Source organism: Dyella sp. A6 (genome assembly GCF_036320485.1).
In the GTDB taxonomy this organism is placed as follows: Bacteria; Pseudomonadota; Gammaproteobacteria; order Xanthomonadales; family Rhodanobacteraceae; genus Rhodanobacter_A; species Rhodanobacter_A aluminiiresistens.
Genome location: NZ_CP132911.1, coordinates 854,560 through 868,174, shown reverse-complemented (window position 1 = coordinate 868,174; position 13,615 = coordinate 854,560). Strand labels below are relative to the sequence as shown.

Here is a 13,615-nt window from a genome sequence, read left to right as displayed (position 1 = left end):
ACTGTCATCAACCAGGCAGCTTGAAGTGAGCCACCGAGCGCCGCAGGTCACTCGCAAGCTGGGCCAGATAGCCGATCGATTCGGCCGTCTGGCTGGCACCCTGCGAAGTCTGCGACGTGATTTCCTGAATAGCATTCATCGACTGCGAAATATCGGTCGCTGCCGCAGACTGCTGACGCGCCGCGGTGGAGATGTTCTGAATCAGCGAGGACAGATCGTGCGACACGCGCTCGATGTCGCCCAGTGCGCTGCCGGCGTCCTCCGCCTTGCGCGCACCGGCCACCACTTCGGCGGTAGTCTGTTCCATCGAATTCACGGCCTCGTTGGTGTCGGACTGAATCGTCTGCACCAGCGTCTCGATTCGCTTCGTCGCACTCGCCGAGCGTTCGGCGAGTCGCTGCACTTCGTCCGCAACCACCGCGAAACCACGACCGGCCTCGCCCGCTGAAGCCGCCTGGATCGCGGCGTTCAGGGCGAGGATGTTGGTCTGTTCGGCAATGTCGTTGATCAGTTCCACGATGGAGCCGATCTCCTGCGACGATTCGCCCAGCCGCTTGATGCGCTTGGACGTTTCCTGGATCTGGTCGCGGATCGAGTCCATGCCCGAGATCGTCTCGCGCACCACGCCGGCGCCGTGCGATGCGATCTGCACCGAGCGTTCGGCCACGTCGGCGGACTCGGCCGAGTCCTTCGACACGTTGTCCATCAGGCTGGCGATCTGGTTGATCGCGCTGGTCGCGGTGCTGATCCGCTGTGCCTGCTGCTGCGCCGCGTCTGCCAGGTGGCGGGCCGTGGTCTGGGTTTCTTGGGCCGAGGACGACACCTGCTCGGAGGTCTCGTTGATCGTGGTCACCAGGGTGCGCAGCTCGTCGATGGCGTAGTTCACCGAGTCGGCGATCGCGCCGGTGATGTCTTCCGACACCGTGGTCTTCACGGTCAGGTCGCCTTCGGCGAGCGAGCCCATTTCGTCCAGCAGGCGCATGATCGCCTCCTGGTTGCGCTGGTTCAGTTCGGCCGACTCCTGGAAGCGCTTGCGCTGGTCGGATGCCAGCTGCGCCAGCAGGATGATGGTGAAGGCCAGCGCAGCCGCCGCGGCCAGCACGCCCCACCACACGTTCGGGAAGATCCGGCGCACCGGCAACCGGCCGATCTGGTCGGCCACGTCATTCGCGCGCAGCAGCACGTTCTGCGAATCCAGCGAGGCATCGTCGCCCGCGCTCTTCACTTCGGCGATGTTGGTGGATGCAGCCACCAGCTTGCCCAGCGGGTCGCTCAGCTTGTTCCAGCTGTCCTGCATGCCGGACAGGATCTTGCGCGCGTTGGGGTCGCGGATTTCCTGCACGCCCATGCTGGCATTGCCGCTGAGCAGGCCCTTCAGCACCTCGCCGTAGCTCTGTGCGTCACGCGACAGACCATCGGCCGCCGCCTGCTCGGAGTCTCCACCCTGCAGCACTTCCTGCACGCGACGGATCAGTCGGTCAGCCAGCACCTCCTGACGAGCCGCGCCCAGCATCTGGTCGGCACTGCCCTTGCGCTGCTGCAGGATGTTGATCACCTGCTCCATTTCGGAGTTCAGCAGCGGCAGCTGCCTGGACAGGTCATTCGCACGCTGGTTGGAGTCCAGCACCAACTGCTTGTTCGAAAGGATCCTGCCGATATCGCTGTCGAGCTTTTTCCAGGCGTCATTGAGTCGCGTCACCGCACGCCCGGCAGGCGTGAGGTTGTTGTTCGCATAGGGATGCAGGCCGCTCTTGGGATCGCCCTTGACCAGTCTCTGCACCGCCGAATCGATGGCGTCACGGGTGCCTTCGAGTTCGTTGAACGAACCGAGGTTGCCGCTGGACGACTCGAGGGCGTACTTCGCCGTTGTCTGCGACAACACCTGGATCTGCGTGGTCAGCGTGACCGCCTGGCGATCTTCGCCGTTCTTCACGTTGAGGAAATAAAAATCCAGTGCCGCAAAACCGATCGCAGCCACCAGCAAGACAATGAGAAAGGTATAACCCCGCTCCTTGCCGACGCCCCCAGTTGTGCTCATGTGCTTTACCTCACCCGTGTACTGCAACCCGCCGAGCCGACCTCAACGCCAGTCGGAGGTTGTGTCGCCCATTTTCCGGCCGCGCGTCGCGTGGCCATGCACTTGCCACTCTCGTTGTCAGGCCGCAGCCTGACGGAAATCCGGTGCACGCACCAATTTGTTCATGCTGAGCAGCGTGAACCACTGCTCATCCACGCTCACCCGGTCGTCCGCGAATCGCGACAGCCGCGGATCTTCCTCGCGCTCGGCCTGACCGCGCTGCTCGGCATCCACCGTACGCTGGCCGAACACCTCGTCCACCAGCAGCGCCACGTTGCCGGCACCCTGACGGACCACCAGCAGACGCGCACGCTCGGTCGGCGGCGTGCGCTCGTTGAACAGGAAACGTGCCAGGTCGACCACCGGCACCAAGTTGCCGCGCACGTTGGCCACGCCAAGCAGCCACGGCAGGGTACCGGGCACGGGCGTCAGTGTCGGCACGGCAAGCAATTCGTTGATCTCGTCGATCGCGCTGACCAGCGGACGGTTGCCGGCACGGTAGCCGATGCCGCGCCAGAGACCCGGCGCCTCGAACTTCTCCTGCGTATCCGAGGCGTGCGCAAGCGACAGACGTTCGTATCGCGCCAGGATTTCGAACGGGGACAAGGTGACGTCGCTCATGCTCACCTCAGGCCGCATTCGGCAGCAGTTCGTGGATGCATGCCAGCAGATCCTTCTCGTTCACCGGCTTGGTGATGAAGGCCCTGGCGCCCTGACGCAGGCCCCACACGCGATCGGTTTCCATCGACTTGGTACTGATCATCACGATCGGCACATTGGCCGTCGTCGGGTCGCGACTGAGCGTGCGGGTAGCCTGGAAGCCATTCATGCCGGGCATGATCACGTCCATGATCACCAGGTCGGGCTGTTCCGAGCGCACCCGGTCGATCCCTTCTTCGGCATTGCCTACGGCGTGGACGACATGACCCGCGCGCTCAAGCAGCGTGGTGAACACACGCACGTCGGTGGGCGAATCGTCGATGATGAGGATGTTGGCCACAGGTCCCCCTTCAGACACTGCAGTCACAGGCTTCAAACCGTGCTGACATGGCGATGGATGGCACCAAGCAACTCATCCCGAGTGAAGGGCTTGGTGAGATACTGCTCGGCGCCCACGATGCGTCCGCGCGCCTTGTCGAACAGGCCGTCCTTAGAGCTGAGCATGATGACCGGCGTCGCGCGGAACTGCGGATTGTTCTTGATCAGCGCGCAGGTCTGATAGCCGTCGAGTCGCGGCATCATGATGTCAACGAAGATGATCACTGGCTTCTGGTCGGAAATCTTCGCCAGCGCCTCGAACCCGTCGACGGCGGTCAGCACGTCGCAACCTTCTTTTTTCAGCAAGGTCTCCGCCGTACGACGGATGGTCTTGGAGTCATCGATCACCATGACTTTCAGACCGGCCAGGCCGTTGTTACCTACATTCAAGTTCACTCAACCCCCCAGCGACCTGCCCCAGTCTCAGGTGCGGCACGCGTCATATAGCCAGCGGCCACCAGACCACGCGGATAAAAATTCAAAGCAGACCATACAGCATGCGGGCCCCCATCCGTATCGGGACGCCTCCTAGGCTTGCTGTTTACTGCCTGCCCAGGCATCCGTCAAGGATCAATTCAGCCGACTCCCCATTCTCACGACTACACACATTCCGACGCAACACCTTGCCGCGAAAGGACCATCTCGGCGACCATTCACCGGTTTGCAGCGCGTTCCCCTCGCGCCCGATATCCGGAGAACGTGATGGCCCTCTCGATTGCCATGCTGATGGACCCCATCGGCGCGATCAAAGTTGCCAAGGACACCAGCCTGGCCATGCTGCTGGAGGCACAGCGCCGCGGCCACGCCCTGTTCTACATGGAGCAAGGCGACCTGGCCCTGCGCGACGGCACACCTTTCGCCCGGCTGACGCCGCTGCGGGTGAAGGACGATCCGGCCGACTGGTACGCCCTGGACACGCCCGCCTGGCGCGACCTGCGCGACATGGACGTGGTCCTGATGCGCAAGGACCCGCCCGTGGATGCCCAGTTCATCTACGACACGATGGTGCTGGAGGCCGCGCAGCGCGGCGGCGTGGATGTCGTGAACGACCCGCGCGCACTGCGCGACTGCAACGAAAAACTGTTCGCGCTGCAGTTTCCGCAGTGCATCGCACCAACGCTGGTCTCGCGTGACGCCGGCGAACTCAGGCGCTTCGTCGCCGAGCACGGCGAAGCGGTGCTGAAGCCGCTCGACGGCATGGGCGGGCGCGGCATCTTCCGCGTGAAGGCCGGCGACAGCAACCTGAACTCGATGCTGGAAACCCTGCTGGCCGGCGGCCCGCACGGCGAAGGAAGGCAGTTCGCCATCGCGCAGAAGTTCATCCCGCAGATCAGCGCCGGCGACAAGCGCATCCTGCTGGTGGACGGCGAACCGGTACCGTTCGCCCTGGCGCGCATTCCGCAGGGCGATGAATTCCGCGGCAACCTGGCCGCCGGCGGCCGAGGCGAAGGCGTACCGCTGTCCGAGCGCGATCGCTGGATCGCCGCGCAGGTCGCACCGGAGCTGGTACGTCGCGGACTGCGCTTCGTCGGCCTGGACGTGATCGGGGACTACCTGACCGAGATCAACGTCACATCCCCGACCTGCGTACGCGAACTGGACGTGCAATTCGGGCTTAATATCGCAGGCCTGCTGTTCGACGCCATCGAGAAAACCCACGCGTGACCCGCGCCGCGCCCCGCCCCAGCGCCGACCCGATCGGTGCCACCTTGCTTTTTTCGCTGTTGCTGCACGGCATCCTGCTGCTGGGCATTACCTTCCATTTCGCCAAACCCAAGCCTGCCCTGCCGACCATGGACGTGACCCTGGTCAACGTCGCCAACCAGCAGGCACCGGCGCAGGCCGATTTCCTGGCCCAGGCCAACAACAGCGGCGGCGGCAACAGCGACCGTGCAGCGCGGCCCTCTCAGCCCTTCTCCGGCCTGTTGCCGAAGCCCGACCCCGGCACCGCGCCGCGCGCCATCGAGGCCAGTACGCCGCGGCCGCAACCGGCCACCGCACAGCGCTTCGTCACCACCCGCGGCAACAGCGACTTCAAGATCGACAGCAGCACTGCGCATCCCGAACACGACACGCCGGACACCGCCACGGCCAGCGTGTCGCAACTGCAGCAGAAAGCAGCCCAGCTTGCCGCCGAGCTGAACCGGGAACGCGAGGCCTACGCCAAGCGTCCACGCAAGAAGTTCATTTCCGCCAACACGCGCGAATACGCCTACGCCGCCTACATGCGCGCCTGGGTCGACCGCATCGTACGCGTGGGCAACCTGAACTACCCGCAGCAGGCACGCGAGCGCGGCCTGCATGGCGATGTCATCGTCACGGTCGCCCTGCGCCGCGACGGCAGCATCGACGACATCCAGATCATCCATAGTTCGGGCCATGCGGTGATCGACCAGGCCGTGAAGACCATCATCCGGCTTGCTGCCCCGTTCCCGCCGCTTCCGCACGACATGAAGGGCGTGGACCTGCTCTACATCACGCGTACCTGGGAGTTCCAGCCCGACAGCGTGCTGCGCAGCCAGGGGTAGCCCTCGGCCGGGTGGATTAGGCCAGGCACCGGGAATCCGTCATCTTCGCGTGTGGACAACGGCCGCAGCGCTTACAATGGCGCCATGCAGTCAAGTCACACCTCCACCCTCGCCGGCCACTTCCTGATCGCGATGCCCGGCCTCGCCGAGCCGCCGTTCTCGCGTGGCGTGGCCCTGCTGTGCCAGCACGACGAGGACGGCGCCATCGGCCTGCTGGTGAACCAACTTTCGGAGTTCCGCTTCGGCGACGTACTGGCGCAGATGAAGCTCGACTGCAGCGACCCCTCGCTCGGCGACGCACCGGTGCTGATCGGCGGCCCGGTACAGCAGGAGCGCGGCTTCGTGCTGCACCGCGAGCCCGGCCACTGGGAAGCCAGCTACCGCATCAACGACGAATGGTCGGTCACCACCTCACGCGACATCCTGGTTGCCCTTGCCGCGGGCGATGGTCCACGCCAGGCGCTGATGGCGCTGGGCTATTCCGGCTGGGGTGCCGGACAGCTCGAACAGGAACTGCGCGACAACGCATGGCTGACGGTCGAGGCCAGCGAGCGCGTGGTGTTCGACACCCCGCTCGAGGAACGCTGGAGCGCGGCCGCAGGCCTGGTCGGCATCGACCCCCTGCAGCTGCCCGGCTACGCGGGCCACGCATGAGCCGCCGCCCGTGAGCTGCGTGCTCGGCTTCGACGTCGGCAGCAAACTGACCGGTGTCGCCATCGGCAATCGCATCACCGCCAGCGCCCGTGCACTGGCCACCGTCCCGATGCGCAACGACACACCCGACTGGACCATCCTGGACACACTGCATGCGCAATGGCAGCCGGAGGCCCTGGTCGTCGGCCTGCCGCTGACGCTGGACGGCACTGAGCAACCGGCCAGCCAGCGCGCCCGCCGCCTCGCCGAGCTGCTGCAGGCACGCTATGCCCTGCCGGTGACACTGGTCGACGAGCGCAACAGTTCGAAGGAAGCCGCACGCCGCTTCGCCGGTGCGCGTGCCGCGGGCTTGCGCCGACGCCGGGACGCCGCACTGATCGACGCCGAAGCCGCGGCCGTGATCCTCGAACGCTGGCTGCTCGACGCCGCCCACCCATCCCATTCCACCACTTCCGCGACATCGCCATGACTGCACGCCTGCGCCACCTCACCACGCTCGACAAGCTTCCACGCGCCACCATCGAGCGTCTGCTCGACCGCGCCATCGCCATGCGCGACGGCTGTGCGCATGGCACGCGCAAACTGGACACGCTGGCGGGTCGCACCGTGCTCAACCTGTTCTTCGAGCCGTCCACCCGCACCCGCACCTCGTTCGAGCTGGCGGCCCGCCGGCTTGGCGCGGACGTGGTCAACTTCGATATCGGCTTCTCCTCGGCGAACAAGGGCGAAGCGCTGTACGACACCCTGCACACGCTGGAAGCCATGCACCTGGACGCGATCATCGTGCGCCACAAGGTGTCCGGCACGCCGGACGAACTGGTGCGCCACGCGATGAGCGGGGTGTCCGTCATCAACGCCGGCGACGGCAACCGCGCGCACCCCACCCAGGGGCTGCTCGACGCGCTGACCATCCGGCAGCACCGCCCCGATTTCGAGAACCTTGTCGTGACCATCTGCGGCGACATCCGCCACTCGCGGGTGGCGCGCTCGGACGTGCATGCCCTCAGCGCGCTGGGGGTGAAGGAGATCCGCCTGTGCGGCCCTGCCGCGCTGATGCCCGAGCCGGACGAATTCCCGCAATGCCGCTTCGTGGACAGCTTCGACGAGGCGATCGAGGACGCCAACGTAAGCATCATGCTGCGTCTGCAGAAGGAACGCATGGCCGCCACCGACCTACCGGACGAAGCCGCCTACTTCAGGCAGTACGGCCTCGACCGGCGACGCCTGGCGCGCGCGGCGAAGGGCTGCCTGGTAATGCACCCCGGCCCGCTCAACCGTGGCATCGAGATCGCGGACGACGTGGCCGACGGGGCGCAGTCGCGCATCCTGGAACAGGTCGCCAACGGGGTCTTCGTGCGCATGGCCGTACTGGGTGAAGTACTGGCCCGCTGACGCCAACGCCCGTCGCATCACGCTGCATGTGAAACGCGCATAATGGATACGCAACACCACATTTTCTCGGGGAGTTAGGGAAAACCATGCGATTGATGACGCGCACGTTCGCGCTGGCCATGGCCGGCGCACTGCTGCTTGGCTGCAGCCACAAGGACAAGAATGCACCGCTGGCCTTCGTGCCGACGGACACGCCCTACGTCATGGCCAACCTGAAGGTCATGAGTGACGACGCACGCCAGGCGATGCTGGCCCAGGCCGATGCCCAGTTGCCCGCGCAACTGGCGCAGATGGATTCCGCCGCCAACCGGCTGGCACCGGAACACCCGGATGCCGCGCGGCTGATCCGCGCGCTCGGCGCCACCTTCAAGGGCAACACCGTCGAGGGCTTCGCGCACGACAGCGGCATCGACCTGAAGGGTCGCATGGCCTTCTACGGCCTTGGCCTGTCGCCGGTACTGCGCTTCGAACTGTCCGATCCGCAGGCTTTCGACGGCTTCGTCAAACGCATGGAAGCGGCGTACGGCAAGCCTCTGGACACCGTCAGCATTGGCAGCCAGAGTTACCGCCGCGCCGTGTTCGCCGTGTCCCACACCGAGCTGATCCTGGCCACGGTCGGCAAGCAGGCGGTGGTGGCATTGCTACCGGCCGACCCCGGCCAGCCGCTGCTCCGCGAAGCGCTCGGCCTGGACCGTCCTGCGCACAGCCTGCTCGACAGCGATGCGTTGGCCAAGCTGGCCAAGGACAAGGGTTACCAGCCCTGGCTGGTCGGCCGGGTCGACCTGCAGCGCATGCTGCCGCTGATCGCCAGCGGCAAGGACCCGTTGTTCGCCGCCCTGTTCAGGGCAGGCGCCGAACGCCAGTCGGCCAAGACCGGCGAGCCGGTGGCCAACCTGACCAAGATCCCGCCAGGCTGCCCGGCCGACGCGGCGCGGATTGCCGCACGCGTGCCGCAGATCAGCTTCGGCTACACCCGGCTGGACGGCAAGCACCAGGACTCGCGGCTCGACATCGCGCTGGCCGGCGACATCACCCAGGCCTTCGCAGGCCTGAAAGTGAACGTGCCCGGGCTGGGCAGCGCACCCGACGCACCGTTCGATCTGCGCCTGGCGTTGCCGATGACGGAGATCCGCACCTTCTGGCTGGCCCAGGCCGACGCGGTGGCCGCCAAGCCATTCACCTGCCCGGCCCTGACCGACTTCAACGACGGCTTCGCCAAGCTCGGGCCCGTGATGCAGAAAGCCGCGATCCCGCCGTTCGGCGACCTGCTGGGACTGCGCCTGACGCTGGACAGCTTCGGCATCAATCCGACCGGTGGCCTGCCCAAATTCACCGGTCGCGTCGTATTGGCCACGCGCAACCCGGCCGGACTGCTGGGCATGGCCCAGATGTCGATGCCGGCCCTGGCCCAGGTCCGCGTTCCAGACAACGGCACGCCGACTCCGCTGCCAGCCAACCTCACCGGCATGCTCGGGGAACCGGCATGGGCCGCGATGAATGACCATGCCCTGGCGCTGGCCGTCGGCGCCGGCGAAAACGACAAACTGGCAGCGGATCTGAAGGCGCCCGGTGGCGACAGCGGGCAGCTGATGCGCGCGCATGTCGACGGCGCCATGTACGTGGCCTGGATCAAGGCCATGGCGCAACGGGTGGAAGGCCTTGCAGCCCAGGCGCCCAATGGCGGCCAGCCGAACAAGCTCGGCGACATCAAGGCCAGGCTGGCCGCTTCCGAAGCCGCCGCCGCCCGTATCCGCGAGGCCAGCGGCGAGGTGCACATGGACAGCGACGGCCTGGTCATCACCAGCAAGGTCACCATGAAATAAGGTACCCGGGGCGGCGCGCCACGCAGTCGCCCCATGCTATCGACCGTCCGCCATTTGGTGGCAAACGGCGGACGGACACGAAAAAGGAGCCATGCGGCTCCTTTTTCGTGTCACGCGTCCGGTTCGATTTTCTGACGCTGAGGTGCGACGCGGAACTGCCGCGACCGGACCTCAGCGGTTCAGCATGCCGCCGCCGAAGGTGCGGTTGTCGTTGGTCTGTTCCACTTCCACGCCTTCCAGCCCCTGCGACAGGGTGTGCGCGTCGCCGCCCTGGGCCAGCTTGATGCGCAGCCGCACCTCGTTGGCGCTGTCCGCATGCCGCAGCGCATCCTCGTAACTGATCTCGCCCGCGTGATAAAGCTGCACCAGGCTCTGGTCGAAGGTCACCATGCCGAGGTTGGTGGACTCGCGCATGACCTCCTTCAGCTTGTGTATCTCGCCCTGGCGGATGTAGTCCTGCACCAGCGGCGTACCCAGCATCACTTCCATCGCCACCCGGCGCGCCTTGCCGTCGGGCGTGGGAATCAGCTGCTGCGCCACGATGCCGCGCAGGTTCAGCGACAGATCCATGAACAGCTGCTGGCGCCGGTCTTCGGGGAAGAAGTGCAGTATGCGGTCGATCGCCTGGTTGGCGTTGTTCGCATGCAGGGTGCACAGGCACAGGTGACCGGTTTCGGCGAAGTTGATGGCGTACTCCATCGTCTCGCGCGTGCGCACCTCGCCGATCAGGATCACGTCGGGCGCCTGGCGCAAAGTATTCTTCAGCGCGTTCTCCCAGCTGTCGGTGTCGATGCCGACTTCGCGCTGGGTGATGATGCAGCCCTGGTGCTTGTGCACGTATTCGATCGGGTCCTCGATGGTGATGATGTGACCGGTCGAGTTGCCGTTGCGATAGCCCACCATCGCCGCCAGCGAGGTGGACTTACCGGTGCCGGTGGCACCGACGAAGATGATGATGCCGCGCTTGGTCATCGCCAGTTGCTTGATCACCGGCGGCAGGCCCAGCTCGTCGACGGAAGGAATCTTCGATTCGATCCGGCGCAGCACCATGCCCACATAGTTGCGCTGGTAGAAGCAGGACACGCGGAACCGGCCCACACCCTGCGCGGAAATCGCGAACTGGCACTCGTGGGTCTTTTCGAACTCCTCGCGCTGGCTAGGCGTCATCACGTTGACCACCATGTCGCGCGCCTGCTGCGGCGACAACGGACTCTGCGTGATCGGCACGATGCGCCCCTGCACCTTGATCGACGGCGGCAGGCCGGCCGTGATGAAAAGGTCCGACGCCTTCTTGTGCACCATCAGTTTCAGGAACGAGGTGAAGTCAAATTCGCTCATGGCACGGAACCTCTCGAAAATCCCTTGTACAGCGACAACTTACTTGAAGATGTCCTTGTTCTTGGCATAAGCCTGCGCCTGCTGCCTCGCGATCACGCCGCGCTTGACCAGGTCCTGCAGGTTCTGGTCAAGCGTCTGCATGCCGAACTGCTGGCCGGTCTGGATCGACGAGTACATCTGCGCCACCTTGTCTTCGCGGATCAGGTTGCGGATCGCCGGAATGCCGACCATGATCTCGTGCGCCGCGATGCGCCCGCCACCCACTTTCTTCAGCAGCGACTGGGAGATCACCGCGCGCAACGACTCCGAGAGCATCGAGCGGACCATCGGCTTTTCGCCGGCAGGAAACACGTCGATGATGCGGTCGATGGTCTTGGCCGCGGAACTGGTATGCAGGGTGCCGAACACCAGGTGGCCCGTTTCCGCCGCGGTAAGCGCCAGACGGATCGTCTCAAGATCGCGCAGCTCGCCGACCAGGATGTAATCGGGATCTTCGCGCAGCGCCGAACGCAGCGCCTCGTTGAAGCCGTGCGTGTCGCGATGGACCTCGCGCTGGTTGACCAGGCACTTCTGCGAGGTGTGCACAAACTCGATCGGGTCCTCGACCGTCAGCATGTGACCGTATTCGGTCTTGTTGATGTGGTCGACCATTGCCGCCAGCGTCGTGGACTTGCCCGAACCGGTCGGGCCGGTGACCAGGATCAGGCCCTGCGGCTGCTCGATCAGTTCGCGGAAAATCTTCGGCGCACCCAGGTCCTCCAGCGTAAGCACTTCGGAGGGAATGGTACGGAACACCGCGCCGGCACCGCGATTCTGGTTGAACGCATTGACGCGGAAGCGAGCCAGCCCGGGGATCTCGAACGAGAAGTCGGTTTCCAGGAATTCCTCGTAGTCGCGCCGCTGCTTGTCCGACATGATGTCGTAGATCAACGCATGGACCTGCTTGTGCTCCAGCGCGGGGATATTGATGCGGCGCACGTCGCCGTCCACGCGGATCATCGGCGGCAGGCCGGCGGAAAGGTGCAAATCCGACGCTTTGTTCTTCACCGAGAAGGCAAGCAGTTCGGCAATATCCATCGAAGATCCCCTTGAAACCGTCATCAATAAAATTGGGCGCCGGTGCTGCGCGACCGAGTGGCCATGCGCAAACCAGTCGACGCTGGTAGCGTGACATGGGCGACTGCCATGTGAAAGCCACCCCCCTGCGGCCCGCTCGATACTACTCGCCGCGGCGCCCGTGCGACCAGCCTTTCATGGCTTTTCGGAAAGCTGCGATGACACTCTGCGCACCCTGTCACTAAACCACGGAAGCGCCGGCTCAGGTAAGGTACGCCATGGTTTTTCGAGGATCGACGAGATGACACGCATTACTTTCATCGGCGGCGGCAACATGGCACGCAGCCTGATCGGCGGACTACGCACGACCGGCGCCGCGGCCGATACGATCTGCATCGCCGAACCCCAGGCTGCGGCCCGCGAAGCGCTGTGCCGGGACTTCGGGATCAGCGCGTTCGCCGACAATGCACAGGCCGCCGCCGAGGCGGAAGTGATCGTGCTGGCGGTGAAGCCGCAGGTGATGCCGGCCATCCGCGAAGGCCTGCGCGACAACCTGCAGCGAAACCACCCGCTGCTCATCTCGATCGCCGCCGGCGTGCGACTGGACCAGCTCGAACGCTGGTTCGGTGCCCTGCCGATCGTTCGCTGCATGCCCAACACCCCGGCACTGATCGGCGCCGGCGCCACCGGCCTGGTCGCCAATGCGCGGGTTAGTGCGCCACAGCGCGCGCAAGCGCAGCGCATCCTCGATGCTGCCGGCCTCACCCGCTGGATCGACGACGAACAACTGATGGACACGGTCACCGCCTTGTCCGGCTCCGGGCCGGCCTATTTCTTCGCACTGGTCGAAGCCCTGGAGGACGCTGCCGTGGCACAGGGCCTGCCGCGCGACACCGCACGCGCGCTGGCCGTGCAGACCTGCCTGGGGGCCGGCCGCATGCTGGCCGAAAGCGGCGAAGCACCCGGTGAACTGCGCCGACGCGTCACCTCGCCCAACGGCACCACCCAGGCCGCGCTGGAAAGCTTCGCCGCCGATGGATTGGCGCAAATCGCGGCTCGCGCGGTAGCCGCAGCCACCCGTCGCGGCAAGGAACTCGCTGCCGCACTCGACAGTCAGAGCCAGCCATGAGCTACCTTCTGAACGCCGTCGCCCTGCTGATCACGCTGGCCTTCAACGCCGCCGTCACCCTGTTCGTGCTGCGGCTGGTCGCCGAAGCCTGCCGGGTGGATTTCAACAACCCGCTCAGCCAGTTCATCTACCGCACGACCAACCCGGTGCTGGCGCCGGTGCGCCGCGTGCTGCCGAACTGGCGCCGTATCAACATCGCGGCGGTGTTGATCGCCTGGCTGCTGATGGTGCTGAAATGGCTGGTGATCTTCGCCCTGCAGGGCCTCATGCCACGACCGGCCGGCCTGTTGCTGCTGTCGCTGGCCGACCTGATCGATTTCGTGCTGATGTTCTACCTGATCGTGGTGTTCGTCTGGTCGCTTTTCAGCATGCTGTCGAACGACCCCTACCATCCGTTGCAACGGCTTCTGGGCACCATTGTCGAGCCACTGGTGCGCCCGCTGCGCGGCCGCCTGACGATCGGCATGCTGGACTTCTCGCCCACGGTGATCATCATCGGCCTGCTGCTGGCGCGGATACTGATCTCGCAGCCGATCTCCGACCTCGGCATGCGGCTGGCGATGGGGGGCTGAGCGCCTCT

14 protein-coding genes are annotated in these 13,615 nt (G+C 65.4%); 8 read left to right on the top strand and 6 right to left on the bottom strand.

Annotation, left to right across the window (positions count from 1 at the left end; translation table 11 throughout):
- Nucleotides 1–7: 7 nt before the first annotated feature.
- The 4 genes from RA164_RS03545 to pilG form a co-directional block, all read right to left on the bottom strand.
- Complete coding sequence (locus RA164_RS03545; protein WP_329742601.1) at nt 8–2,038, bottom strand: methyl-accepting chemotaxis protein; 2,031 nt, start codon at nt 2,036–2,038, stop codon at nt 8–10.
- A 117-nt stretch (nt 2,039–2,155) separates the two neighbouring features.
- Nucleotides 2,156–2,698 (bottom strand): chemotaxis protein CheW, encoded by a 543-nt coding sequence (locus RA164_RS03540; protein ID WP_329742600.1) that lies wholly within the window; start codon nt 2,696–2,698, stop codon nt 2,156–2,158.
- Between the two features lie 7 nt (nt 2,699–2,705).
- Nucleotides 2,706–3,077: a response regulator gene (locus RA164_RS03535; protein ID WP_329742599.1), complete on the bottom strand. Its 372-nt coding sequence runs from the start codon at nt 3,075–3,077 to the stop codon at nt 2,706–2,708.
- A gap of 32 nt (nt 3,078–3,109) precedes the next feature.
- The gene (gene pilG, locus RA164_RS03530) at nt 3,110–3,466 is read right to left on the bottom strand and encodes a twitching motility response regulator PilG (protein ID WP_412731061.1); all 357 of its coding nucleotides are present in this window, start codon (nt 3,464–3,466) and stop codon (nt 3,110–3,112) included.
- Between the two features lie 351 nt (nt 3,467–3,817).
- Between pilG and gshB the strand changes: the two genes are divergently transcribed.
- The 6 genes from gshB to RA164_RS03500 all read left to right on the top strand — a co-directional run bounded on the left by gshB (nt 3,818) and on the right by RA164_RS03500 (nt 9,512).
- Nucleotides 3,818–4,780, top strand: coding sequence for a glutathione synthase (gene gshB / locus RA164_RS03525; RefSeq protein ID WP_329742597.1), 963 nt, complete (start codon nt 3,818–3,820; stop codon nt 4,778–4,780).
- Nucleotides 4,777–5,643 carry an energy transducer TonB gene (locus tag RA164_RS03520; RefSeq protein WP_329742596.1) on the top strand — a complete coding sequence of 289 codons (867 nt, stop codon included), beginning with the start codon at nt 4,777–4,779 and terminating at the stop codon, nt 5,641–5,643. Before gshB ends, RA164_RS03520 begins: the two co-directional genes overlap by 4 nt.
- An 84-nt stretch (nt 5,644–5,727) precedes the next feature.
- The gene (locus RA164_RS03515) at nt 5,728–6,297 is read left to right on the top strand and encodes a YqgE/AlgH family protein (RefSeq protein ID WP_329742595.1); all 570 of its coding nucleotides are present in this window, start codon (nt 5,728–5,730) and stop codon (nt 6,295–6,297) included.
- Between the two features lie 10 nt (nt 6,298–6,307).
- The gene (gene ruvX, locus RA164_RS03510; RefSeq protein ID WP_329742594.1) at nt 6,308–6,766 is read left to right on the top strand and encodes a Holliday junction resolvase RuvX; all 459 of its coding nucleotides are present in this window, start codon (nt 6,308–6,310) and stop codon (nt 6,764–6,766) included.
- Nucleotides 6,763–7,689 (top strand): aspartate carbamoyltransferase catalytic subunit, encoded by a 927-nt coding sequence (locus RA164_RS03505; RefSeq protein WP_329742593.1) that lies wholly within the window; start codon nt 6,763–6,765, stop codon nt 7,687–7,689. Before ruvX ends, RA164_RS03505 begins: the two co-directional genes overlap by 4 nt.
- Nucleotides 7,690–7,784: 95 nt before the next feature.
- Nucleotides 7,785–9,512 carry a hypothetical protein gene (locus tag RA164_RS03500; protein ID WP_329742592.1) on the top strand — a complete coding sequence of 576 codons (1,728 nt, stop codon included), beginning with the start codon at nt 7,785–7,787 and terminating at the stop codon, nt 9,510–9,512.
- A gap of 171 nt (nt 9,513–9,683) precedes the next feature.
- Here RA164_RS03500 and RA164_RS03495 read toward each other — a convergent pair whose 3' ends face one another.
- On the bottom strand, nt 9,684–10,850 hold the full coding sequence (locus RA164_RS03495) for a PilT/PilU family type 4a pilus ATPase (RefSeq protein ID WP_329742591.1): 1,167 nt from the start codon (nt 10,848–10,850) through the stop codon (nt 9,684–9,686).
- 39 nt (nt 10,851–10,889) lie between these two features.
- Nucleotides 10,890–11,927, bottom strand: coding sequence for a type IV pilus twitching motility protein PilT (locus RA164_RS03490; protein ID WP_329742590.1), 1,038 nt, complete (start codon nt 11,925–11,927; stop codon nt 10,890–10,892).
- Between the two features lie 280 nt (nt 11,928–12,207).
- Between RA164_RS03490 and proC the strand changes: the two genes are divergently transcribed.
- Entirely contained in the window at nt 12,208–13,035 is an 828-nt protein-coding gene (gene proC / locus RA164_RS03485; protein WP_329742589.1) for a pyrroline-5-carboxylate reductase, read from the top strand.
- Nucleotides 13,032–13,607 (top strand): YggT family protein, encoded by a 576-nt coding sequence (locus RA164_RS03480; RefSeq protein WP_329742588.1) that lies wholly within the window; start codon nt 13,032–13,034, stop codon nt 13,605–13,607. The genes proC and RA164_RS03480 overlap by 4 nt, the downstream gene beginning before the upstream one ends.
- Nucleotides 13,608–13,615: the final 8 nt, after the last annotated feature.

What these genes read in the sequence shown, in the direction of transcription:
- RA164_RS03545 (WP_329742601.1), bottom strand. Translation starts at nt 2,038, where the DNA reads ATGAGCACAACTGGGGGCGTCGGCAAGGAGCGGGGTTATACCTTTCTC.
- RA164_RS03540 (WP_329742600.1), bottom strand. Translation starts at nt 2,698, where the DNA reads ATGAGCGACGTCACCTTGTCCCCGTTCGAAATCCTGGCGCGATACGAA.
- pilG (WP_412731061.1), bottom strand. Translation starts at nt 3,466, where the DNA reads ATGGTGATCGATGACTCCAAGACCATCCGTCGTACGGCGGAGACCTTG.
- gshB (WP_329742597.1), top strand. Translation starts at nt 3,818, where the DNA reads ATGGCCCTCTCGATTGCCATGCTGATGGACCCCATCGGCGCGATCAAA.
- RA164_RS03515 (WP_329742595.1), top strand. Translation starts at nt 5,728, where the DNA reads ATGCAGTCAAGTCACACCTCCACCCTCGCCGGCCACTTCCTGATCGCG.
- RA164_RS03505 (WP_329742593.1), top strand. Translation starts at nt 6,763, where the DNA reads ATGACTGCACGCCTGCGCCACCTCACCACGCTCGACAAGCTTCCACGC.
- RA164_RS03500 (WP_329742592.1), top strand. Translation starts at nt 7,785, where the DNA reads ATGACGCGCACGTTCGCGCTGGCCATGGCCGGCGCACTGCTGCTTGGC.
- RA164_RS03495 (WP_329742591.1), bottom strand. Translation starts at nt 10,850, where the DNA reads ATGAGCGAATTTGACTTCACCTCGTTCCTGAAACTGATGGTGCACAAG.
- RA164_RS03490 (WP_329742590.1), bottom strand. Translation starts at nt 11,927, where the DNA reads ATGGATATTGCCGAACTGCTTGCCTTCTCGGTGAAGAACAAAGCGTCG.
- proC (WP_329742589.1), top strand. Translation starts at nt 12,208, where the DNA reads ATGACACGCATTACTTTCATCGGCGGCGGCAACATGGCACGCAGCCTG.
- RA164_RS03480 (WP_329742588.1), top strand. Translation starts at nt 13,032, where the DNA reads ATGAGCTACCTTCTGAACGCCGTCGCCCTGCTGATCACGCTGGCCTTC.